Source organism: Buchnera aphidicola (Artemisaphis artemisicola), assembly GCF_005082365.1.
Taxonomy (GTDB): Bacteria; Pseudomonadota; Gammaproteobacteria; order Enterobacterales; family Enterobacteriaceae; genus Buchnera; species Buchnera aphidicola_AR.
The window spans coordinates 272,219-296,587 of sequence record NZ_CP034900.1 but is presented as its reverse complement, the minus strand read 5'-3'; the positions used below and the strand labels follow the sequence as shown (position 1 = coordinate 296,587).

Below are 24,369 nucleotides of genomic sequence, written 5' to 3'. Positions count from 1 at the left end.
ATAATAGAGCGAATATTTTAATAATGTCAGAAAAAAATCAATTACCAAAAGGAATTATAGTATTAAAAACACTTGCTATGCGTACAAATACTAATGCCAATGGTAATATTTTTGGTGGTTGGATTATGTCTCAAATGGATATGGGTGGAGCAATCTTAGCAAAAGAAATTTCATGTAGAAAAGTGGTTACTGTGCAAGTAGATAATATTACTTTTCTAAAATCTATATCAGTTGGAGATATTGTTAATTGTTATGCACATTGTATTAAAATTGGAAAAAGTTCAATTACTATTAATGTTGAAATATGGATTAAAAAAATTCATTCTAAACCATTAGGTCAATTTTATTGTGCTGCAGAAGCAAAATTCATTTATGTAGCGATCAACGAAACAGGAAAGCCTTGTGAATTATTACCTATGAGTATTATCTAAATAATAACAATTGATATAAAATATAAATAATTACGTATTTAAAAATAATATTAATTTAAATATGTAAATAGTTTAATATACGTTTATATTCTTTAAAAGAATATGCATATAAAATACTAATCAGAATTTTTTTTAGAAATTTTTTAATTTTTTTACAATGCTCAAAATAATTTTATTAAATTCTTTTTTAAAAAATATACAATTATATAGTTATTAACTAATTATTTTTTTAAAATACTAAATAAAATTAATTTTAAAATACTAATAAATAAATTTTGATTATTAATGAATTATTTTATTCTTTTTGTTTAAAATAAAAAGAATACTTAATTAAATATAAGACACTTTTAATAAAAAGTATGAATAGGACCTTCAATGAATGGATATTTTCTACCATGTAATAAAATATCTAGTTTTTTCAATTTATTTTTTAATTATTGCTAATATTACTTTTAGAGTATTAATAAAACGTCGTAGCATACCCTCTTCCATGTCTTGGCTTTTAATAGTATACATTATTCCTCTTATTGGAATTTCTATTTGGTTTTTTTTTGGTGAATTATATTTAGGAAAAAGACAAAAAAAAATCGCAAATAGAATTTGGTCTATTTCTAATAAATGGCTTAATGAACTAAAATCATGTACCTATATTTTTCAAATGAATAATAGTGAAGTAGCTAATTCATTATTTCAATTATGCAAACATAGACAAGGTATTTCTGGAATTAAAAGTAATAAAATTGAATTATTAACTAATACTGAAAAAATAATGCAAATGTTAATACGCGATATTTATTTAGCACGTAATAATATAGAAATGGTATTTTATATTTGGAAACCAGGTGGAATAGCTGATGATGTTGCAATAGCTCTTATTAATTCTGCAAAACGCGGAATAACTTGTAGATTAATGTTAGATTCTGCGGGAAGTATTGATTTTTTTCAAAGTCCTTGGGCTGAAATCATGAGAGAATCTGGTATTCAAATAGTAGAAGCATTAAAAGTTAGTTTAATCAGAGTTTTTTTAAGACGAATAGATGTTAGACAACATAGAAAAATTGTATTAATAGATAATTACATTGCATATTCAGGTAGTATGAATCTTGTTGATCCTTATTTATTTAAAAAATCTTCAGGAATTAGTCAATGGATTGATTTAATGACAAGAATAGAAGGACCGATAGCAGCAACAATAGGTATAATTTACTCTTGTGATTGGGAAATTGAAACAGGTTGTAAAATTTTACCTCCATTACCTAAAAATAAAATCGTTGAAAATAAATCTAATAAAAATTCTAGCATTCAAGTAATTGCATCAGGACCAGGTTTCCCAGAAAATATGATTCATCAAGCATTATTAACTGCTATTTATTCAGCTAGACATGAATTAATTATGACTACTCCTTATTTAGTTCCTAGTGAAGATTTGTTATATGCTATTTGTACAGCTGCCCAAAGAGGAGTAAAAGTTAGCATTATTATACCTTTATATCACGATTCTATTTTAGTAAAATGGGCTAGTAGAGTTTTTTTTAGTGAATTATTAGAAGCTGGAGTAAAGATTTATCAGTTTAAAAAAGGATTATTACATAGTAAAAGTATATTAGTAGATCAACAATTAAGTCTTATTGGAACTGTAAATTTAGATATGAGAAGTCTTTGGTTGAATTTTGAAATTACTTTAGTTATTGATGATAGTAATTTTGGAAATAGTTTATTTTGTATACAAAACCAATATATTTCTGATTCTTATTTATTAGATAAAAAAGTCTGGTCTACCAGATCATATTGGATGATAATTCTTGAAAAAATTTTTTATTTTTTAAGTCCATTGTTATAGTTGTAAATATAAAATACTACTGATCAGTATAACACTGAAAACCAGTGTAATACTGAAAATTATAAAAAATATTTTATAAATTTTATATACATATAAATATATATACCTTTTAAAATTTTAAAAAATATTAATCAATTTAACGTTTTATAGAAAAGTTAAAAAAAGAACAAAAAATAAATATATCATATAAAGAATTATAAATCTTTAAAATACAAAAAAATATTAATATCTAAAAATACAAATTTAAATGAGTTATAAATAAAAATTAATTTTAATATATTACATAAAAACATTAAAAAATCACATATACAAACAAGTAATTATTCTTAATAATTATCTATTATATTTTATAAAAATATGAAATATAAAAATTTTTTATAATAATATTTATTAGGGGTTTATAAAAAACCCCTGCTTATTAAATAAAACACAAAAAAATAAACCAAAAAAAATATAAATTTTGATTAACATTAATTATTAGACTCATGTAATAAATGGCCCATTTTTTCAGCTTTAGTTTTTAAATAATAAGCATTAGTAGAGTTTTTTTTTGTAATAATAGGAACTCTTTCTACAATATTTATTCCAGCATTACAAAGCATTTTCACTTTAAAAGGATTATTTGTTAGTAAACGAATTTTATTAATATTTAATATATTAAATATATCAGCACATAATGAAAAGTCTCTTTCGTCTGCAGAAAAACCAAGTTTTTGATTAGCTTGTACAGTATCGAATCCTTTATCTTGTAAAGCATATGCTCTAATTTTATTAAGAAGACCAATATTTCTTCCTTCTTGACGATGATAAATTAAAACACCACTACCTTCTTTGACAATTCTTTTCATAGCCATTTTTAGTTGATTTCCACAATCACATCTTAAGCTAAATAAAGCATCACCTGTAAGACATTCTGAATGCACTCTTGAAAGAATAGGAGTATTTTTTTGTATATTACCATATACAAGAGCTATATGATTTTTACCATTTTGTTTTTCTTCAAAACCAAATATAAAAAAATTTCCCCAAGGAGTAGGTAATATAGCTTTATCTATTTTTTTTAATTGCATGAACTTTCCTAATATAGAATTAAATATATTTTTAAAATATTTATTGCATAGATTCTATTATTGCATCTAATTTTTTTATTGGATTTTTTGACATCGTAATAGAACGTCCTATTACTATATAATCTATTTGAAATTTTTTAGCTTCTTTAGGAGTAATGACATTATTTTGATCATATAATAAATCTTGAGAAATTCTAATACCTGGTGTAATAATTTTGCATGTATTGCCAAATAAAAACTTTATTTTTTTTGACTCTTGCCCTGGACATACTATACCATCTAAACCACAATCATTAGATAATTTTGATAATTTCACAATATAATCTGTTAATGAAATTTGAATTCCAATTTCTTTTAAATCTTTTTCTTTTAAGCTAGTTAATGCTGTAACAGCGATTAATAAAGGAGCGGTTTGAAAAGATTGTAAGGCTTTTTTTGCTGCAATTAACATTTTTTTACCACCAGAAGCATGAACACTTAACATCCAAACTCCTAAATCTGCTGCTGCTTTTGTAGCATTAAAAACAGTATTTGGAATATCATGAAACTTTAAATCAAGAAAAATTTTAAATCCTATTTTATGCAATTCTTTTATAAATTGACAGCCTAAAATTGTAAATATTTCTTTTCCAATTTTTAAATAATAAATATTAGGATCAAGAAGATTCACTAGTTCCATAGCTGATTTTTTATTGTTAAAGTCTAATGCAATAATAATTTTTGGGATTTTAAAAAAATTAAGATCTAACACTATTAAGCCTCTAATATAAATAATTTACATCAGTAAAAATATTATATATTTTTTTTTAAATAAAAAATGTTCAAATTATATAATATAAAAAATTGGTAACAAATAATTTTCAAAAAGATAGAAAATATTATTTTTTGATAATAGGTAAATGAGATTGAACACTAGCATGATATGATGAACGAACAAAAGGACCGCAAAAAGCATTAGTAAAACCGATAGATAACGCTTCTTTTTTAAGACTTTCAAACTCTAAAGGTGATATATATCGCTCTACTGGTAAATGACGAAAACTAGGCTGAAGATATTGACCAATGGTTAATAACGTTACTCCACTTGAATAAAGATCTTTCATTACTTTAATAATTTCATGATCTTTTTCACCAAGTCCTAACATCAAACCTGATTTAGTAGGAATATTATGATATTTGTTTTTAAATAATTCCAATAAAGACAATGATCTCTTATAATTAGCTCCAGGACGAATTTTTTTATACATTCTTGGAATATTTTCTATATTATGGTTAAAAATATCAGGTAATGATTGTTCAAAAATTTTTAAAATTAAATTTATTTTTCCTCTAAAATCAGGAACTAATATTTCAATTTTTACTCTATTTTTATTTCTAATTTCTTGAATACAATTAACAAAATGTTGAGCGCCACCGTCGTATAAATCATCACGAACTACAGAGGTTATCACTACATAATTAATTTTCATATCAAAAATGGTATTCGATAATTTTTTTGGTTCTTCTATATTTATAGCATCAGGTTTTCCATGAAGTACTGCACAAAAAGGACAATTTCTTGTACATACAGAACCAAGAATCATAAACGTTGCAGTACCATTATCAAAACATTCAGATAAGTTTGGACAATGTGCTTCTTCACAAACAGAATGTAAATTATTTTTTCTTAAAGCATTTTTTATATAATTTATACGAGATGTACTAATAGGTAGTTTAATTTTTATCCAATCAGGTTTTTTTAATATGTTTGAAGTATTATAAATTTTTTTAGTAGGAATAATATTCGATTTGTTTGATATTTTATTTTTCAAAAAAATATCTTTATCTTTCTTCATAAGATTTATTATCTCAAGTACAGGTATTTAAATACATATTATTTATTTAATTTCTTTATATTTAATAAAAATTATTTAATATTTTTACCATTTATCATAATCACATTAAATAATTTAGACAAATTATCAATTAAAATAGTTCTTATGTCTTTTAATTGAATGTTAGGATTAAAATCTTTTATTTGTGTCATATTTATTTTTGCATCTCCACATGGATGAATATATTTAAATGGTTTTAAATCCATGTTAACATTTAGTGCTAAACCATGTAAGGTAGATCCTTTTTTTACTCTTAATCCTAAAGAACATATTTTTTTTTGATACACATATACACCTGGTGATTTTTTTTTAATATATGATTCTATAGAAAAATTTTTTAATGTTTCTATTATTATTTTATGCATAATATCAATGAGTTCACGAATACTAATTTTTCGACGTTTTAAGTTAATTAAAAAATATAATATTTGTTGTCCAGGTCCATGGTACGTAATTTGACCTCCTCTATTAGCACATACTAAAGGAATATTATTAAGATGAATTATATTTTCATCTTTATTTAGCTGTCCTTTTGTAAAAATTGGATAATGTTGAACAAACCAAATTTCATCAAACGTGTATAAATTACGTGATGTTGTAAAAGCATTCATTTTATTAAACGTAGTACGCCAATGTTCTAATCCTAAATGACGGAAAATAATAATATTATTTTTCAAGAAACCATCCAATAAGAATTTAATATATTAAAAATATTAATGTAATAATTTTGGAAAAATAGAACTAATACCAGCACTAATAAATTCTATTCCAAGAGACATTAGTAATAATCCCATAATACGAGTAATAACATTAATTCCAGTTTTTCCTAAAATTTGAACAACAAATGGAGAAACTTGAAAACATAACCAACAAACTAATGAAAATAAACAAATAACAAAACTACATCCAAATAAATTCATCCAAGTGGAGTAATAAGTGCTCCAAACAATAGTTGAACTAATTGCTCCAGGACCTGCAATTAAAGGCATAGCTAAAGGAACAACGCTAATGTTATCTATTGTTTTTTTTTCTTCATGACTAGTTGATTTTATTTTATTTATAAAATCACCACTTATCATAGAAAAAGCAATACTAATAATCAATATTCCACCAGCAATACGAAAAGAATTAATAGAAATACCAAAAGCGTTCAAAATGCTACCACCAAAAAATAACGATATTAATAAAATTAATGATGCAGCAATATTAGCTATTAAATTAGTCTTTTTTCTTTCTAATAAAGACTGATGATTAGTCATTGTTGTAAATATAGGAATCATTCCAATTGGATTAACTAAAGCACATAAACCTATAAAAAATTTTATATATATAGACAAATCAAATATTGAAATATTCATATTATACTCCTGATTTATATTGAATTTTTATAACTTATTTAAAATATTTAAATATTTAATACTCAGGTCTAGCAATAATAGTTCGTGTTGCTAATTTAATATCTGATAAAGTTACTTGAATATAATCAGACACTTTATAATGCACAACACCGTTAATAAAAACTTTACCTAATTCTTGGTTAAATGTTATTTCTTCTCTAATAGGATGTAAAAACGTTCCAGGTATAAAAACATTTGCGCCATTTTCTGTTAATCTAGCTCTTATCCCATTTCTAGAAATATCAATTATTTCAGCGTTAAATATTTTATTTTGATATTTTTGATCTTGTAATAATATAGTGTAAAGCCAATCTGAAACATCTCTTTCAGCCATTCTATTTTTTCTTCTTTGTTCACTGATTTTAGATTTTATTTCTTCACTTGGTTTTATTGCTTGATTTTTATTTATAATGGATTTTAATAAACGATGATTAATCATATCACTATATTTACGAATAGGAGAAGTCCAAGTTGCATATTCTGAAAAACCAAGTGCAAAATGAGGACCAGGTATAATACTAAAATCTCCAAAAGATTGAAAACGACGAATACGACTATCAATATAATTATCAGATAATATATTCAAAACACGTCTAAGATTACAAAAACCTTTTAGGGTTGTAATTTCTTTAACACTAAATTTTAAGTTATAATTTTTTAAAAAAGAAACCGCATTTTCAGCATTAATAAGATCAAATCCAGTATGAATGTTATATATTCCAAATCCTAAATTTTTAGATAAAAAATTAGCTGCAGATATATTTGCAATTATCATAGATTCTTCTACTATTTTATGAGCAATACGTCTTTTTTCTACGAATACATCTAAAATTTTTCCAGTTTCAGAAAAATGAAATCTATACTCTAAACTATCTTTAAATAATACTGCATTTTTTTTTCTCCATTTTATACGGAGTAAACATAAACGATGTAAAAGTGATATTTGTTTTTCAATAGATTTGTTTTGAGGTGTCCATGTTCCAGATTTTTCAATCCAATCCGAAACGTGTTCATAAGATAATTTTGCTTTAGATTTAATCCATGCTAAAAAAAAATGAATGTTTTTAGAAATACTACCATCTTTTTGTATAATAATGCGACAAGCTAATACTGGACGAGACTGATTAGGATGTAATGAACAGATATCTTCTGATAAGTTTCTCGGTAACATAGGAATATTAAATCCTGGCAAATAATTAGTAAAACCTCTTTTAGAGGCCATTATATCTAATTTACTTCCATATTCTATATATGCTGTTGGATCGGCAATTGCTACTGTTAAACAAAATTCATTATCAGAGTTTTTATAAATAAAAAGAGCATCATCAATATCTTTAGTGTTTAAATTATCTATAGTAATAAAATCTAAATTTCTTAAATCTTTTCTATAATGATTTTCTTTTAATGTAAAATCTTTTTGTTCTACTAATGGTTCTTGTCTATCAAGACAATGTCTAGCTAAAGTTACAGACCATGGTATAAAAGGATCGTTTTTTTTTATAATTCTTTCAATAAGTTCTGCATAAAAAATATGATCTCCATTAAGTTTATGTTTTATTAATTTAGCAACTGCCCAATCTCCATCATGAAACATATTAATACAATTTTTATTAGGCTCGCATATTATAAGATCTTTTAAGAAAGGATAATCTGGTGTTATAAATAATTTATTATTTTTTTCTTCTATTTTTCCAACAAATCTGTTTAAAAAAGGTTCAATTAGTTTTTCTGGTTGAACTATTTCTCTATCTTTTTCTATTTTTAATAGTGCAATTATTTTATCTCCATGCATTACTTTTTTCATATTCTTAGGAGGTATAAAATAACTTTTCTGTGAATCGATTTCTAAAAATCCAAATCCTCTTTCAGTGCTTTTTACTATGCCTTCAACTCTTGGAGTTTTAGCATGTAGATTTTTTTTTAACTGTGTAAGTAATGGATTATTTTGAAACATAATAGCATAGCCTAATTGTCATAGTAAAAAATTAATAATTTTATAAATTTAAAAAATTAAGGTAAAAATGAAAATAATTTATAAAATAACATGAAAATTTTTTTTAAATTTTTATGTAAATTTTATAATAACTAATTTTTTAAAAAATCATATATTTAATGTTTTATTAAAAAAATTATTTACTTTTACAGTAAACATGATTTAATTATATTAAATGTTGTTATAGTATATTTATACTACTTAAATGAAATCCATTATCAACATAAATTATTGATCCGGTAATTCCGAGAGATAAATTAGATAATAAAAAAGCAGCGACATTACCTATATCTTTACTAGTAATTGTTTTTTTTATACAAGACATTTTATAACAAGAATTTTGTATTTTGTTAAAATCTTTAATTTTATATGAAGAAATAGTTTTAATAGGACAAGGTGAAATAGCATTCACTCGAATATTATTTTTTCCTAAAGTATATGCCATATAACGAACACTTGCTTCTAATGAAGCTTTAGATACACCCATAATATTATAGTTTGGTATGACTTTTTGAGAGCCTATATATGATAAAGTCAAAAGAGAAGAAGAATCATTTAACATTTCTCTACATTCTTTAACTAAAGCTAAAAAACTATACGAACTGATTTCATGAGAAATATTAAAACCTTTTCGAGTAATATTATCAATAAAATCTCCATAAAAATATTGTTTTGGACAATAAGCGATAGAATGTACTAAACCATCAAATTTTTTCCATATTTTTTTTAAATTTAAAAAAAGTACTTTAATATTTTCGTCATTAGAAACATCGCATGATAGTAAAATATTAGATTGCATCGATTTTATAATAGGCTTTATTTTTTTACATATCTTTTCATTTTTGCATACAAATCCTAATTCTGCGTTTTGATTATATAAAGATTTTGCTATACCAAAAGCAATTGATCTCGAACTTGAAATACCAGTGATTAAAATTTTTTTGCCTTTTAAAAATCCCATATTATATGTCTCAATTATGGACATGAAATAATGCTATAATTATTTAAATTTATTTTATATTAGATTATAAATTTCAATTACTTTTATTAAATAAGGAAATGCTTGTTTTGCTGGATGTTTTTTTTTACGTATGAAAAAAAAGATTTTAATGTCATTTGATTAATTATAGCTATTGCTTCTTTATTGTTTTTAGCAAATATTTTAAGAAATGCACTTTTTCCATTGACGTATGATATGATCGTAGCATATTTCATTATATCTTTATTTTTTATATTTATTAAGCTTTTTTGCAAAATATTAAGATAAGCAGTTCCTATATTAATATTATTTTGTGGATTATATAATTCTTCGATAGAAGGTTGATTTTTTTTACCATAAAAGCGATAAACTTCTAATCCTGCAGAAGAAGGTTTTATTTGCATTAATCCAATTGCATTAGAACTGCTTTTAGCATTAGGATTACCAGAAGATTCTACATAAATAATAGATTGAATTAATTTTTTATCAACCTTATATTTTTGAGAAGCTTCTTCAATAAAAGAATTCCATTTATATAATTTTTTTTCTATACTTTTTTTAGTTATAGAATAATTCATTTTTAAATTTGATTCAGTATGTAAAAATTTATTGAATCCAGTTAATAATATTATAGAAATAATTATAATTCCTAATTTCATAAATATAATTCCTTATGTTTTTTTTAAAATTTAAAAATATAAAAAATTTTTTATAAAATATATAAACAATACTTTTTGTTTTATTGTATTTCCTTAACAATTGTACTAGAGGCCCCAATATAATTAAAAGGAGTTATTTGTTGTAAACGTGTTTTTTCTTTTTCTGGAATATTTAAATTAGAAATAAAATTTTTTATAACATCTTTATTTATTTTTTTTCCTCGAGTTAAAGTTTTTAATTTTTCATATGAATTTTGAATTCCATAACGACGCATAACAGTTTGAATTGCTTCAGATAATACAGACCAATTTTCATTTAAATTATGTAATAATTGAGATTCGTTAATTTCTAATTTAGAAAGTCCTAATAAAACAGAATCATATGCAACGATTCCATAAGAAATAGCTACACCTAAATTTCGTAATACTGTGGAATCACTTAAATCACGTTGCCATCTAGAAATAGGCAGTTTTATAATCATATGACCTAGCAAAGCATTAGATAATCCTAAATTACCTTCAGAATTTTCAAAATTAATTGGATTTATTTTATGGGGCATAATAGAAGAACCTACTTCATCCTTTATTAATTTTTGTTTAAAATAATTCAAAGAGATATAACCCCAAATATCACGATTAAAATTAATTAGTATTGTGTTGAATAGCGATATACAACTGCAATATTCGGCGATATAGTCATGTGGTTCAATTTGAGTAGTATACGGATTCCAATTAATTCCTAATGATGTTACGAATTCTTTGCTTATTTTATGCCAATTAATTTTTGGATATGCTGCTAAATGTGCATTGTAATTACCAGTACTTCCGTTCATTTTACCTAATATTTCGATATTTTTAAATTTTATATATTGACGTTTCATTCTATAATAAAAATTAGCGATTTCTTTACCCATAGTTGATGGAGTAGCTGGCTGTCCATGAGTTAAACATAGTAAAGGAACTTTCTGATATTGAAAAATCATATTTTTTAAGAATTTTATAATTTTATTCCATAATGGTAAAATTATTTGATAACGAACGTCTTTTAACATTAAAGCATATGCTATATTATTGATATCTTCTGATGTACATCCAAAATGTATAAATTCAGAAATAATTGAAAGATTTTTTGATGTAGAAATTTTTTCTTTTAAAAAATATTCTAAAGCTTTAATATCATGCTTAGTTTTTTTTTCTATACTTTTAATACGAATAGCATCTTGTTCATCAAATACTTTAAGAATATTATCAAGAAACAATATTTCTACATCTGGAATGTTATTGATTTTTAATGTCTGAGACATGCTAATCATTTTTTTTAACCATTGTATTTCAACATATAAACGATATTTTAAAAAACCAAATTCACTAAAAATATTTCTTAATAATATTGTAGAAAGACTATATCGACCATCAATAGGAGAGATGGCTGTTAGAGAACTTAATTTCATATCTTTAGATCCTATATTTTATAACAACTAAGTAGTTTTCTTTAAATTAAACAGTATTTTTTTCGCTTTTTTTATAATATAATATCTAAAATATATTAGTTTAAGATAATTACCACCAAATTGCTTCCATAAAACTATAGAGCGAATTCCTGATAACAATAAACAACGAATTTTTTCTTGTATTTGAAAGTCTTGCAGAAATATTTTTGTACCTTTTATTAGAATTCTTGAACCTAAAGTACTAATTATCTCTAAATATATTTTTGCTAATTGATTTGTTAAAATATTAATGTTATTACTAATATAGTATTCACTAGATATAATTAATATTTTTTTTTTTAAAGAACAAACAGCTAAATTATTTTTTTTTAATTTATTCTCAATAATCATCATATCAAAAATATATTTAATTAATTCTATATATGAATAAGAATTACTAGAAAAAGTCAATACTGAAACTAATATTTTTAATCCTATATTTAAATTTTTTTCATCATTACCATATATTTTTATAACAGAAGTAGGATTAATTTCCAAAATACTATTTAAAGATGTTTGAAAAGCTTCTTGATCACATTTTCCTGAATGAGCTAATTGTTGTACTAAATAAGCTGATTGACAAATACCTGCAAGTGATAATGTAATTGAATACATTTTTTTAATCACAATTATCTCCTTACTATTTAAAATAATTAAAGTTATAATAATGGTAATCTAGATTTAATAATTCCACCACCCATGCATATTTCTGATAAATAAAATACTACTGATTGACCCGGTGTAATTGCGATAACTGGTTTATTAAATAGTATTTTTAAATGTTGATCATTTATATATTCTATATTGCATTTGATATCTTTTTGACGATATCTTGTTTTAATCATACAAGAAAATGGAAAAGATAATTTATTATTATTAATCCAATGAATATTTTTAGCTATTAAACCTATAGACATAAGATGTTTATTACAAGATCCTTGAGCAACTATTAATATATTTTTTTTAACATTCTTATCTACTACATACCATGGAAAATTATATTCTCCTTTTATTCCACCTATACCCAATCCTTTTCTTTGACCTAAAGTATAATAAAAAACTCCATCATGCTTTCCAATAATTTTTCCTGAAGTTGTAACTATATTACCTTTTTTTTTACTAATATAAAAACTTAAAAAATTTTTTATTTTTTTAGGACCGATAAAACAAATTCCAGTAGAATCTTTTTTATTAGATATTGCAAAATCTATGTTTTTAGCAATATTTCTAACTTTAGTTTTTGTTAAATCACCAACAGGAAATAAAATTTTTTTAAGTTTAATACTGCTTAAAGTATATAAAAAATAACTTTGATCTTTATTTGAATCTCTACCTTTTAAAAGAAAATAATTTCCATTAATTTTTTTTATACGAGCATAATGACCTGTAGCTATATAATCAGCTTTAAGTTCTTGAAGTGCGTATTTTAAAAAAATATCAAATTTAATTTTTTGATTACACAAAATATCAGGATTTGGCGTATTTCCTTTTGTATATTCTTGTAAAAAATTTTCAAAAACATATTCCCAGTATTCTGATGAAAAATTGATTGTATGAAGATATATATTTAATTTTTTACATATATTTTTTGCATCTGATAAATCTTTAGTTGAATTACAATATTCTTCTGTATCATCTTCTTCCCAGTTTTTCATAAACAAACCTTCTACTTGATATTTTTTTTCTTTTAACATCCATGCTGAAACAGATGAGTCTACACCTCCAGACATAGCGACAATTACTTTTTGACGTTTTCTTTTTTTTATGTTGATAATATTTATCATAATCTTGTATAAGTGTGTTTTTTAAAATTTTTTAAAGTATATTATATCTTTAATATATAGAATATAATAATTTATTATTTTAAATCGTTTTCATTTAAAAAAAAAATATAAAAATAGTAAAAAATATTTTACTGCATGTTAAAATAGATAAAAAATAAAATGGTATAAAATAAATATGAAAAATATAAGAAATTTTTCTATTATAGCTCATATCGATCATGGAAAATCAACTTTATCTGATCGATTGATACAAATATGCGGTGGTTTATCTGAAAGGGAAATGTCTAATCAAGTACTAGATTCTATGGATTTAGAAAAAGAAAGAGGAATTACTATAAAAGCTCAAAGTGTTATGATTGATTACAAAAATAAAACAGGAAGTATATTCCATTTAAATTTTATTGATACTCCAGGTCATGTAGATTTTTCTTATGAAGTTTCTAGATCTTTAGCAGCATGTGAAGGAGCGTTATTAGTTGTAGATTCTAGTCAAGGCGTTGAAGCTCAAACTCTAGCTAATTGCTATACTGCATTAGAAATGAATTTAGAAATCGTTCCAGTATTAAATAAAATAGATTTAATTAATGCAAATCCAGATAAAGTAGCTAAAGAAATAGAAGATATTATAGGCATATCTGCTGTAGATGCTGTTAGATGTTCATCTAAAACAGGTCAAGGTATACAAGAATTAATAGAACGTATAATTACAGATATTCCTTCTCCTAATGGTTCAATGAAAAATCCTCTTCAAGCTTTAATTATAGATTCTTGGTTTGATAATTATGTAGGTGTAGTGTCTTTAATAAGAATTAAAAATGGAATTTTATTTGAAAAAGATCAAATACAAGTAATGAGTACAGGAAAAAATTATTTTGTTGAACAATTAGGAATTTTTACTCCTAAAAAGTTGAATAGAAATAAATTACAATGTGGAGAAGTAGGTTGGATTATTTGTGGTATTAAAAATATTATTGCTGCTCCAGTAGGAGATACACTAACTAAAACTGATAATCCAGCAAAAAATATGTTAATTGGATTTAAAAAGATTAAGCCTCAAATATATGCTGGTTTATTTCCTGTAATATCTAATCAATATAAAGCATTTAAAGATGCATTAGGAAAACTTAGTTTGAATGATGCTTCTTTATTTTATGAACCAGAAAATTCTACTGCTCTTGGGTTTGGATTTAGATGCGGATTTTTAGGAATGTTACATATGGAAATAATTCAAGAACGTTTAGAAAGAGAATATGATATTAATTTAATTTCAACTCCACCTACAGTTATTTATGAAATAGAATTACTAAATAGAAAAATAATTTATTTAGATAGTCCTTCAAAATTACCTGTTATTAATAATATCAAAACAATTAGAGAACCTATAGTAGAATGCAATATTCTTGTACCTATAAAATTTCTTGGAGCAGTAATGAAATTATGTATAAAAAAAAGAGGAGTTCAAATAAATATAGTTTATCATGTACATCAAGTATCATTGAAATATAACATACCCATGAATGAAGTAGTTCTAAATTTTTTTGATGAATTAAAATCAGTATCTAGAGGTTACGCTTCATTAGAATATGATTTTAAATTTTTTCAATCTGTAAAATTAGTACGAATAGATATATTAATTAACTCAGAAAAAATAGATGCATTAACAATTCTAACTTATTATAAAAATGCTCAATATCGTGCACGAGAAATAGTTGATAAAATAACAAAATTAATACCCCGACATCAATTTGATATTGCTATTCAAGCTATGATTAATAATGCAATTATAGCGCGTTCTACGATAAAACAATTAAGAAAAAATGTTTTATCAAAATGCTATGGTGGTGACATTAGTCGAAAGAAAAAATTATTACAAAAACAGAAAGATGGAAAAAAAAGAATGAAAAAAATAGGCAATGTTAATTTACCTAAAACAGTATTTTTAACAATGTTAAATACTAATAAAAATTAGTATAAGGAAATATAAATGTCTAATATATTAACTATTTTTTTATTAATTAGCACGTTTTTTACTGGAATATTTTGGGTTTTTTATCGTATTAAAAATATTAAAAATTATTTAATTAATAAAAAAATAATTAAAAAAAATAATTCATATAAAAACAACAATACAATTTTAAATTGCAAAACATTTTTACAATCTTTAGCATCCTTTTTTCCTGTTTTTTTATTCGTATTTATTATGCGTTCATTTATTTATGAACCTTTTCAAATTCCTTCAGGTTCTATGATGCCTACACTTTTAGTAGGAGATTTTATCATAGTTGAAAAGTTTTCATATGGTATTAAAGATCCAATTACGAATAAAACACTAATAGATATAGGTCATCCTAAACGTGGGGATATTGTAGTTTTTAAACATCCTCTCGAACATAATTTATACTATATTAAACGTGTAATAGGATTACCTGGAGATAAAATTGAATATAATATTCATAATAAACATGTAAAAATATGTAAAAATTATTTAATAAAAAAAAATTGCACAAAAAAAATATTAATACGTTATTCTCAAGCTAAATCAAGTAATTTTATTCAGAAAATATACTTATTTAATAATGAATATTCTACGTCACAACAAAAAACATATAATTCATTATATTTTGATATTCTTCAAGAAGATATTAATAATTTTAAACATAATATATTATTGTTAAGTAATATTAAAAATCCGAAACAAGAATATTATCAGCAAAAAAATATGCCTAAATTAACTTGGATTGTACCCAAAGGTGAGTATTTTATGATGGGAGATAATCGTGATAATAGTTTAGATAGTCGTTATTGGGGGTTTGTACCTGAAAAAAACTTAGTTGGAAAAGCCATTAAAATATGGATGAGTTTCGATAAAAATGAAAATGAATGGCCTACAGGCATACGTATCAACAGAATTGGAAATATATATTAAAAAAATTAATGTAGCGTAATGCAATTAATATTATATACTAAAGATGCACTTTTAATTTTATTAAAATTTCTGTTTTTCTATGTTATATGTAAAATCAGTTAAAATATTATTGAAATTGGTATAACATGAACTATATCATAACAAAAAAAATACAAAAAGTATTAGGATATACTTTTACTCATAAAGATCTTTTGAGACAAGCTCTAACACATCGGAGTGCAAGTAGTAAACATAATGAAAGATTGGAATTTTTGGGTGATTCTATTTTAAGTTTTGTAATTGCAAATGCTTTGTATCAACATTTTCCATATATTGATGAAGGAGAAATGAGTCGTATGAGAGCAACTTTAGTGCGGGGTAATACATTAGCAGAAATTGCATATGAATTTGATTTAGGAGAATATTTAAAGTTAGGACAAGGAGAGCTAAAAAGTGGTGGTTTTCGTCGTGAATCTATTTTAGCAAATACTGTTGAAGCTTTAATTGGCAGTATTTATTTAGACAGTAATATTCAAACTGTAGAAGAATTAATATTAAAATGGTATGAAAAGCGTTTAGAAAAAATTAATCCTGGAGATAACCAGAAAGATCCTAAAACACGATTACAAGAATATTTACAATCGAAACATTTATCTTTGCCTACATATTTTATAGTAGAAATATATGGTGAAGCTCATAATCAAATATTTACTATTCATTGTAAAGTAAGCACTATTTCAGAACATTTAATTGGCACTGGTTCTAGTAGAAGAAAAGCTGAACAAGATGCAGCTCAAAAAGCATTAATTCAATTAGGTGTAGAGTGAATATAAAATCAAACTATTGTGGATATATAACTATTATTGGTAAGGTAAATGTTGGAAAATCAACATTGCTGAATCAAATAATCGAAAAAAAAATTTCGATTGTGTCGAGAAAAAAAAACACAACACAAAAAAACATTATAGGCATTAAAACACAGGATTCTCATCAATGTATTTACATTGATACACCTGGAATTGTTTGTAATAACAGAAATAATTCAAATAAAGATAACAAAAATAATATTCATATATTAATAAAAAATACAACATTAATAATTTTTATTATTGATCGTATCTACTGGACTAAAGAAGATGAAATTATTTTAAATAAAATTAAAAAAAATAACATTCCAATTATTATTTTGATTAATAAAATTGATAAAATTCTTAATAAGGAAATTTTATTGCCTTTTATAGATTTTTTAAAGAAAAAAATCTCTTCTACAGAAATTATTCCTATTTCTGCTAAAAAAATAAAAGATATAATCTTTTTGAATAAAATAATTAAATCATATTTACCTAAAACAAAACATTTATATCCCAAGAATTGGATTACAACTAATTCTAAATTTTTTACAATTTCTGAAATTATTCGGGAACAATTAATATTTTTTTTAGGAGATGAATTACCTTCTATCGTTAAGGTAACAATTGAATCTTTTCACGAAGAACAATATAAAAAATTTAATATAAGAGCTATTATTTGGGTAAAAAACAATAGACAAAAAAGAATTGTTATTGGTCATAATGGAGAAAAAATAAAAAAAATTAGTACTATATCAAGATACAATATAGAAAAAGAATTTCATATTAAAACTTGCCTTATTTTATGGGTTAAAAATTAATTATTTAAAAAGTAATCAACAAAAAAACTAATTTTTTAAAATTAGTTAAAACTTGAATTATTTAACTAATTTTAAAAAATAATTATTTTATAATAAATAAATAATATTAATTAGAGGTATGTTATTAATAATGTCTATTATAGGTATAGGAACAGATATTGTAGAGATCTTACGTATTAAAAAAATTTTTTTTAATTACGGAGATAAATTTATTAAAAAAATTTTATCTCTAGAAGAAAGGAATCAATATATTCTTAGTAAGAATAGTATTTATTTTCTTGCAAAAAAATTTGCGGCAAAAGAAGCTGCTTCTAAAGCATTAGGAACAGGTATAAATCATGGAATTAGATTTAACGAATTAGAATTTTATAACAATAAATTGGGAAAACCAAAATTACGTTTTTTAAAAAATGCTTTAAAAAAATCTATAAAAATTAAGTGTAAATTTGTACATGTCAGTATATCCGATGAAAAGTTGTACACCTGTGCTTTAGTTATTTTAGAATCTTAATTCTAAATCATTGAATTATTTATTAGAATAAACTTTATTTTTTCTTTTTTCTTGGAAAAATTTCATTAAAACACTAGAACATTCTTTTTCTAATATATTTTTTTTAATATTTAATTTATAGTCTTGCTCTAAATTGAAAAAAATATTTTTTAAAGAATTTCTATTATCAGATTTTGTATAATTAGCACCAAATACTAATCTTTCAATACGACTGTTTATAATAGCTCCACAACACATCATACAAGGCTGTAAAGTCACGTATAATGTAGTATTTAATAATCTATAATTTTTTATTTTTTTTGCTGCATCTCTTAATGCAATAATTTCTGCATGTGCAGTAGGATCATTTTTAGTAATAGAACTATTCCAGCCAATGCCAATAATATTTTTTTCGAAAACTAATATTGCTCCTATAGGAACTTCTCCTTTTTTTTGAGCATAATATGCGTATTCTAAAGCAATTTTCATCCAATTTTTATCTTGTTTATTAGATACCATGTATTTTTTATAAAATTAATTTTTTTTGAGTATTTTAAATTTTTCTTTATTCCATTCCTTTTTTTTTGAATCTAATCTTTTATCATATAAAGTTTTTCCTTTTGCTAATCCTAATTCTAATTTACACCAAGATTTTTTCCAAAATAAAGATAAAGGAATCAATGTATATCCTATATTTTTTATTTTCATAGATAAAAAATTAATTTCATTTTTATGTAATAATAATTTTCTTTTTCGAATTGGATTACAAAAAATATGATTTGAAGACATAGGTAGAGCTTGAATAAGACAATTATAAAGATATAATTCATTAAAAGTATTAGTTATATAACTTTCTGATATATTAATTCGACCTGATCTAATTGATTTAACTTCCCATCCTTCTAATATAAGACCAGATTGAAATGTTTCCTCTATAAAATAATTGTGGTATGCTTTTTTATTAATTACAATTTTAGATGATTTTATATCATATTTTTTTTTGTAAAACATAATTAAATTTATTCCAAAATCAAAATAAGTTAAAATATTTATTAAAATTACAAAAAATATATTTATTATTAAATATTATGAATAATATTCAAGTAATAGTAGTTTACGCTCTGCCAAACATTCAATATATTTATAAAGTAAAATTAAAATTAGGAGCTACTGTGAAAGATGCAATCTTAGCATCAAATATATTAAAAAAACATAATAACATTTCATTATATAAGAATAGTTTTGGAATATATAACAAATTAATAAATTTAACATCATACATCCACGATGGAGATAGAATTGAAATTTATAGAAATTTAATAATTGATCCAAAAGAAAGGAGACGAAAGAAACTTTCTTTTCTTAAAAGAAATATTTAATATATATCTTTTAAATTAATAAAAAATATTTATTTTTAGATTTAATAAAATTAAAAGTTTTAATCTTTATTAAATCTAAAAATATATAATTGTTATTTTTTTTTCTTTGAAACTACTACCATAGCTGGACGAAGTAAACGAGATTTATGTAAAATATAGCCTGGTTGCATAACTGTAACTATTTGATTTGACTCTATTTCATCAGTATAATAAATTGACATAGCTTCATGAATAGCAGGATTAAAAGATATATGAACTTTATCTATTTTTTCAATATTTAATGATATGCATAAATCTTTTAATAAATTATTAGTAAATTTCACTTTATCTAAAAAATTTGTATAATTTTTTTTTGATTTATTTTTTTCTATTGTATGCAATGTGCGTTCTATATTATCAATAATAGGTAAAAAATTTGATAATAATTTTTCTAGAGAAAACTTTCTAGCTTTTTCAATTTCTTTTTCTAATCTGTTAGATAATAAAGTAGTTTCTTGTTCACTAATTTTTTCTGTTTCTATTATTTTTTCTTCAGATTCTTGTAATTGAATTTTTAAAAATTTAATTAAATTATTTTTTATTAAATTATCATCGATGCTGTTTTCATTATTTTTTTTTATATTTTTATTATTATTTTCTTCTTTATTTATCATAGATATATCCTTGTTAATATTTACTTTAAAAAAATATTTATTAAGCTTGCGTTTTAAAAAAAAATATGAAAAATCTTTAAAAGTATAGTTTTTATTTTTTTAAATTAAGATATTTTTTTGATTTATAGTCTTGAATAAGAGGAGGAATATAAGAAATTGACATATCCCAAGGTTGTTCGATCCATACGTTTTGAGGGATGTCTATAATGTAATCATCTACTAATAAACGACCCATAGGTTTAGCAAAAATAGTGACAAAATATGATTTTGGATATAAATTTCGAATAATTTTTGCAGTTCCGCCAGTATCAACTAAATCATCTACTACAATTATTTTTTCTCCATCACTATTTGCTTTTTTAATGATTTTTCTATTTTTTTTCAAACAATCATAATTGTAACTTGCAATACATACAGTATCAATAAATCTTATATTTAATTCTCTAGCTAATAAAGCTGATGGAACAAGACCTCCTCGACTTACGGCAATAATTCCATTATAAGAATTTATTCTTTCAAGTAATCGATGAGCTAATTTTTTAGTATAAATTTGAAGCATATCCCAGGTGACAATATATTTCTCACTCATAAAAGAAATTCCAAAACTATAAAATAGTATTTATTAAAAAGTGGAAATAATTTGTAAGTCAGGATTTTAATTTACTTTGATACAGTAAAACAATGTTTGTTTTAAAAAAATATAATTTTGTATAGTTAATCAAATTTTTGCATTTCTATTTCTATAATTAATATTAATATATGAATAATTTTAATATGCATTTCTTGTATTCTGTCTGAATATCCATAATAAGGAATACAAATTTCTATATCAGATAAATCTTTAATTTTTCCTCCATCATTTCCTGTTAAAACGATAGTCTTCATTTTTTTTTTCTTTGCTGCCTGTATGGCTTTAATAATATTTAAAGAGTTACCAGAAGTAGAAATTGCTAATAGCACATCATTTTTACATCCAAGACTTTCAATAAAACGTGAAAATACTTTATCATATCCAAAATCATTACTTACTGCAGAAATATAACTACTATCAGAAATTGATATAGCTGGATATCCAGATCTTTTTTTTCTGTAAACACTAGTTAATTCTTCTGAAAAATGTACAGCATCACAGTGCGAACCACCATTTCCACAAGATATAACTTTTTTTCCATTTTGAAAAGATTTAGCAATTAAAATAGCAGAATTTTGAATTTTATATATTTGATTTTCATCTCTTAAAAATTTATGAAGTATTTTTGATGCGGTATTAAATTCAGATGCAATAATTTTTTTATACATAATTTGAAATTTTTAAATTTTTATTTAATAAAAATATATGAAATATTTTATTTTAAAAAATAACTATAGAGTATTTTTTTAAAATTATATTTTTTCGGTGCGGACGGGATTCGAACCCGCGACCCTCGGCGTGACAGGCCGATATTCTAACCAACTGAACTACCGCACCTTTTAGTATAATACCATTGTACATATTTTAAAAAATTCAGTCAATAATCTTTTATAGATTTGTTAAAAAATTATTTCCACAAACATATATTATTTTTTTTCATATATTGTAAATATTGTTCATGTAAACTTTTTTCTTTTTCTGTAGATTTAATGACTTTTAAAGGAGAATGTACTGTTCTAATAAAATTTTTTGATTTTTGAATAAGTTTTTTATCATTTATTGTATCACAAACAAACATTTGTTCTTGACCTCCTGTCATTAAAAGATATAATTTTCCTAATAAAAAAGAGTCTATAATTGCACTATGTACATCTCTATAAGATTTATTAATTTTATAACGTTTACATAATGCATCTAAGGTATTTTTTTTACCAGGAAATAATTTTCTAGCGATTTTTAATGTATCAACAATAGAACAAAGTGTATCGACTTTTTTTATTTTTTTATTTAACATCATTAATTCTTGATTTATAAATCCTAAATCAAAAGAAGCATTATGGATAACTAATTGAGAATTTTTAATATAATATAAAAAATCATCAGCTATATCTTTAAATAAAGGTTTATCTAATAAAAAATCATCAGTGATTTTATGAATTTTAAAAGCATCATGTTCTATTGATCTATTCGGCTGAACATATTTATGAAAATTATTTCCGGTAAAACGACGATTAATAATTTCAACCGCACCAATTTCTATAATTCTATGATTGATATAAGGAAAATTACTTTTGTTAATTCCTGTTGTTTCAGTATCTAGTACAACTATTCTTTTTTGATTAATCATAATTTTATCACATATATAATTTTGGAATAACTGTTATTATGTTAAAAATAGTTAAAATATTTACAGATGGTTCGTGTTTAGGAAATCCAGGAGCAGGAGGATATGGTACAATATTACGTTATAAATTACATGAAAAGATATTAACTTCAGGTTTTTATTTAACTACAAATAATAGAATGGAATTAATGGCTATAATATCAGGATTAGAATCACTTAATGAATCATGTTTAGTAGAAATTATTACAGATAGTTTATATGTAAAAAAAGGAATTACTGATTGGATGCCGATATGGAAAAAAAAAAATGGAAAACCACAAGAAAAAAATCTGTAAAAAATATAGATTTATGGTTACGTATTAACAATGCTTTGCAAAAACACTTAGTTAATTGGTTTTGGGTTAAATCTCATATTGGTCATTTTGAAAATGAAAGATGTGATATAATAGCAAAAAATGCTGCTCATAATCCTTCTAAAAAAGATATTTACTATGAAAATAGTAAGTTATGAAAATTTATCTGAAATAAAAATTTTTATATATAAAAAGACGATTATAATATGATTTTAAAAAAAATTTCTATATTGATTGATAACTATATTTGGATTCTTTGTAATGTTTATGGTGCTTGTATCATTATAGATCCTGGATTATCTGAACCTGTCATATCAGAAATGAAGAAAAAAAAGTTATATCCAATTGCTATTTTATTAACTCATAATCATTCAGATCATACAGACGGTGTAAAAAATATAATTAAATATTATCCTAAAGTAAAAATTTTTGGACCGTATGAAACAAAAGAAAAATACGTAACACATATTATTACTGAAGGAGATGAAATTTCTATTTTAGATAGAATATTTTATGTATTTTTTACTCCAGGTCACACGTTAGGACATGTTTCGTACTACAGTAAACCATATCTTTTTTGTGGAGATACTCTTTTTTCAGGGGGTTGCGGGCGAGTTTATAAAAAAAAATATTTAGATATGTACAATTCTCTTAAATTAATTCAATCTTTTCCAGATAGCACTTTTTTATGTTGTGCTCATGAATATACGTTAGAAAATTTAAAATTTGCTATGTCTATTTTACCTGATGATAAAAGAATTTTATTTTTTTTTAAAAAGATAAAAAATGTAATTCAATCCGGAAAATCTAGCTTACCTTCATATATTTTATTTGAAAAAAAAATTAATCTATTTTTAAGAACTGATGAAATTTATTTAAAAGAAATAATGAAGTTAAAAGGAAATTCGACACCTTTTGATGTATTTGTTCAATTAAGAATAAAAAAAGATAGTTTTTTTGGAGCTAAGCGGGATTGAACCGCTGACCTCCTGCGTGCAAGGCAGGCGCTCTCCCAGCTGAGCTATAGCCCCAGATGATTTAATTGGTAGGCCTGAGTGGAATTGAACCACCGACCTCACCCTTATCAGGGGTGCGCTCTAACCATCTGAGCTACAAGCCTTCTAATTTTGTATTAGATAATTTGTGTG

The 24,369-nt window shown here is 23.4% G+C and carries 26 protein-coding genes, 3 tRNA genes and 1 pseudogene; 10 read left to right on the top strand and 20 right to left on the bottom strand.

The window, feature by feature from the left end; all coding sequences use genetic code 11:
- Positions 1-23: 23 nt before the first annotated feature.
- A complete protein-coding gene (gene yciA, locus D9V59_RS01370; protein WP_158364372.1) occupies positions 24-431 on the top strand; it encodes an acyl-CoA thioester hydrolase YciA in 408 nt (135 codons plus the stop codon).
- Positions 432-810: 379 nt separating this feature from the next.
- Positions 811-2,271 carry a cardiolipin synthase gene (gene cls, locus D9V59_RS01365; RefSeq protein WP_158364370.1) on the top strand — a complete coding sequence of 487 codons (1,461 nt, stop codon included), beginning with the start codon at positions 811-813 and terminating at the stop codon, positions 2,269-2,271.
- Positions 2,272-2,741: 470 nt separating this feature from the next.
- Here the strand turns inward: cls and ribA are convergent, their stop codons facing one another.
- From ribA to mnmA, 11 genes are all read right to left on the bottom strand, one after another.
- Positions 2,742-3,341 carry a GTP cyclohydrolase II gene (gene ribA, locus D9V59_RS01360; protein WP_158364368.1) on the bottom strand — a complete coding sequence of 200 codons (600 nt, stop codon included), beginning with the start codon at positions 3,339-3,341 and terminating at the stop codon, positions 2,742-2,744.
- A 40-nt stretch (positions 3,342-3,381) separates the two neighbouring features.
- A complete protein-coding gene (gene pyrF, locus D9V59_RS01355) occupies positions 3,382-4,092 on the bottom strand; it encodes an orotidine-5'-phosphate decarboxylase (RefSeq protein WP_158364366.1) in 711 nt (236 codons plus the stop codon).
- Positions 4,093-4,219: 127 nt separating this feature from the next.
- Entirely contained in the window at positions 4,220-5,176 is a 957-nt protein-coding gene (gene lipA / locus D9V59_RS01350; RefSeq protein ID WP_158364364.1) for a lipoyl synthase, read from the bottom strand.
- Positions 5,177-5,247: 71 nt separating this feature from the next.
- Positions 5,248-5,892: a lipoyl(octanoyl) transferase LipB gene (gene lipB / locus D9V59_RS01345; RefSeq protein WP_158364362.1), complete on the bottom strand. Its 645-nt coding sequence runs from the start codon at positions 5,890-5,892 to the stop codon at positions 5,248-5,250.
- Between the two features lie 36 nt (positions 5,893-5,928).
- Entirely contained in the window at positions 5,929-6,573 is a 645-nt protein-coding gene (locus D9V59_RS01340; protein WP_158364360.1) for a YchE family NAAT transporter, read from the bottom strand.
- 55 nt (positions 6,574-6,628) lie between these two features.
- Positions 6,629-8,566: an exoribonuclease II gene (gene rnb / locus D9V59_RS01335; RefSeq protein WP_158364358.1), complete on the bottom strand. Its 1,938-nt coding sequence runs from the start codon at positions 8,564-8,566 to the stop codon at positions 6,629-6,631.
- Positions 8,567-8,786: 220 nt separating this feature from the next.
- Positions 8,787-9,566: an enoyl-ACP reductase gene (locus tag D9V59_RS01330; RefSeq protein ID WP_158364355.1), complete on the bottom strand. Its 780-nt coding sequence runs from the start codon at positions 9,564-9,566 to the stop codon at positions 8,787-8,789.
- Positions 9,567-9,652: 86 nt separating this feature from the next.
- Positions 9,653-10,243 (bottom strand): transglycosylase SLT domain-containing protein, encoded by a 591-nt coding sequence (locus D9V59_RS01325; protein ID WP_158364353.1) that lies wholly within the window; start codon positions 10,241-10,243, stop codon positions 9,653-9,655.
- 80 nt (positions 10,244-10,323) lie between these two features.
- The gene (gene purB, locus D9V59_RS01320; protein WP_158364351.1) at positions 10,324-11,694 is read right to left on the bottom strand and encodes an adenylosuccinate lyase; all 1,371 of its coding nucleotides are present in this window, start codon (positions 11,692-11,694) and stop codon (positions 10,324-10,326) included.
- Between the two features lie 27 nt (positions 11,695-11,721).
- Entirely contained in the window at positions 11,722-12,360 is a 639-nt protein-coding gene (gene hflD / locus D9V59_RS01315) for a high frequency lysogenization protein HflD (protein WP_261979399.1), read from the bottom strand.
- A gap of 32 nt (positions 12,361-12,392) precedes the next feature.
- The gene (gene mnmA / locus D9V59_RS01310) at positions 12,393-13,517 is read right to left on the bottom strand and encodes a tRNA 2-thiouridine(34) synthase MnmA (RefSeq protein WP_410051779.1); all 1,125 of its coding nucleotides are present in this window, start codon (positions 13,515-13,517) and stop codon (positions 12,393-12,395) included.
- Between the two features lie 175 nt (positions 13,518-13,692).
- On the opposite strand from mnmA, the gene lepA reads away from it, so the two are divergent.
- The 5 genes from lepA (at position 13,693) to acpS (ending at position 18,602) form a co-directional block, all read left to right on the top strand.
- Positions 13,693-15,486 (top strand): translation elongation factor 4, encoded by a 1,794-nt coding sequence (gene lepA, locus D9V59_RS01305; protein ID WP_158364349.1) that lies wholly within the window; start codon positions 13,693-13,695, stop codon positions 15,484-15,486.
- A gap of 15 nt (positions 15,487-15,501) precedes the next feature.
- The gene (gene lepB / locus D9V59_RS01300; RefSeq protein WP_158364347.1) at positions 15,502-16,443 is read left to right on the top strand and encodes a signal peptidase I; all 942 of its coding nucleotides are present in this window, start codon (positions 15,502-15,504) and stop codon (positions 16,441-16,443) included.
- Between the two features lie 125 nt (positions 16,444-16,568).
- On the top strand, positions 16,569-17,249 hold the full coding sequence (gene rnc / locus D9V59_RS01295) for a ribonuclease III (protein WP_158364345.1): 681 nt from the start codon (positions 16,569-16,571) through the stop codon (positions 17,247-17,249).
- Positions 17,246-18,091, top strand: a complete 846-nt coding sequence (gene era / locus D9V59_RS01290; protein ID WP_158364343.1) for a GTPase Era — start codon at positions 17,246-17,248, stop codon at positions 18,089-18,091. Before rnc ends, era begins: the two co-directional genes overlap by 4 nt.
- A gap of 130 nt (positions 18,092-18,221) precedes the next feature.
- On the top strand, positions 18,222-18,602 hold the full coding sequence (gene acpS / locus D9V59_RS01285; RefSeq protein WP_158364341.1) for a holo-ACP synthase: 381 nt from the start codon (positions 18,222-18,224) through the stop codon (positions 18,600-18,602).
- A 15-nt stretch (positions 18,603-18,617) separates the two neighbouring features.
- On the opposite strand, the gene tadA is transcribed toward acpS, so the two are convergent.
- Positions 18,618-19,100 (bottom strand): tRNA adenosine(34) deaminase TadA, encoded by a 483-nt coding sequence (tadA, locus tag D9V59_RS01280; protein ID WP_158364339.1) that lies wholly within the window; start codon positions 19,098-19,100, stop codon positions 18,618-18,620.
- 15 nt (positions 19,101-19,115) lie between these two features.
- On the bottom strand, positions 19,116-19,592 hold the full coding sequence (smpB, locus tag D9V59_RS01275; protein WP_158364337.1) for an SsrA-binding protein SmpB: 477 nt from the start codon (positions 19,590-19,592) through the stop codon (positions 19,116-19,118).
- Between the two features lie 77 nt (positions 19,593-19,669).
- On the opposite strand from smpB, the gene D9V59_RS01270 reads away from it, so the two are divergent.
- Positions 19,670-19,960: an RnfH family protein gene (locus D9V59_RS01270; protein WP_158364335.1), complete on the top strand. Its 291-nt coding sequence runs from the start codon at positions 19,670-19,672 to the stop codon at positions 19,958-19,960.
- 92 nt (positions 19,961-20,052) lie between these two features.
- Here the strand turns inward: D9V59_RS01270 and D9V59_RS01265 are convergent, their stop codons facing one another.
- The 5 genes from D9V59_RS01265 to dnaQ all read right to left on the bottom strand — a co-directional run bounded on the left by D9V59_RS01265 (position 20,053) and on the right by dnaQ (position 22,868).
- A complete protein-coding gene (locus D9V59_RS01265; RefSeq protein ID WP_158364333.1) occupies positions 20,053-20,613 on the bottom strand; it encodes a nucleotide exchange factor GrpE in 561 nt (186 codons plus the stop codon).
- Positions 20,614-20,704: 91 nt separating this feature from the next.
- Complete coding sequence (gene gpt / locus D9V59_RS01260) at positions 20,705-21,202, bottom strand: xanthine phosphoribosyltransferase (RefSeq protein ID WP_158364331.1); 498 nt, start codon at positions 21,200-21,202, stop codon at positions 20,705-20,707.
- A gap of 125 nt (positions 21,203-21,327) precedes the next feature.
- Positions 21,328-21,912, bottom strand: a complete 585-nt coding sequence (gene lpcA, locus D9V59_RS01255; RefSeq protein ID WP_158364329.1) for a D-sedoheptulose 7-phosphate isomerase — start codon at positions 21,910-21,912, stop codon at positions 21,328-21,330.
- A gap of 95 nt (positions 21,913-22,007) precedes the next feature.
- Positions 22,008-22,081: transfer RNA gene (locus tag D9V59_RS01250), tRNA-Asp, on the bottom strand.
- A gap of 70 nt (positions 22,082-22,151) precedes the next feature.
- On the bottom strand, positions 22,152-22,868 hold the full coding sequence (gene dnaQ, locus D9V59_RS01245) for a DNA polymerase III subunit epsilon (RefSeq protein ID WP_158364982.1): 717 nt from the start codon (positions 22,866-22,868) through the stop codon (positions 22,152-22,154).
- Between the two features lie 41 nt (positions 22,869-22,909).
- Between dnaQ and rnhA the strand changes: the two are divergent.
- Both rnhA and gloB read left to right on the top strand, forming a co-directional pair.
- Positions 22,910-23,379 (top strand): annotated as a pseudogene (gene rnhA, locus D9V59_RS03115) (ribonuclease HI).
- Between the two features lie 48 nt (positions 23,380-23,427).
- Positions 23,428-24,198, top strand: a complete 771-nt coding sequence (gloB, locus tag D9V59_RS01230) for a hydroxyacylglutathione hydrolase (RefSeq protein WP_158364322.1) — start codon at positions 23,428-23,430, stop codon at positions 24,196-24,198.
- Here gloB and D9V59_RS01225 read toward each other — a convergent pair.
- Together D9V59_RS01225 and D9V59_RS01220 are read right to left on the bottom strand one after the other, a co-directional pair.
- A tRNA-Ala gene (locus D9V59_RS01225) sits at positions 24,180-24,252 on the bottom strand. The two genes, gloB and D9V59_RS01225, sit on opposite strands and share 19 nt — an antisense overlap.
- A gap of 12 nt (positions 24,253-24,264) precedes the next feature.
- A tRNA-Ile gene (locus tag D9V59_RS01220) sits at positions 24,265-24,341 on the bottom strand.
- Between the last annotated feature and the right edge of the window lie 28 nt (positions 24,342-24,369).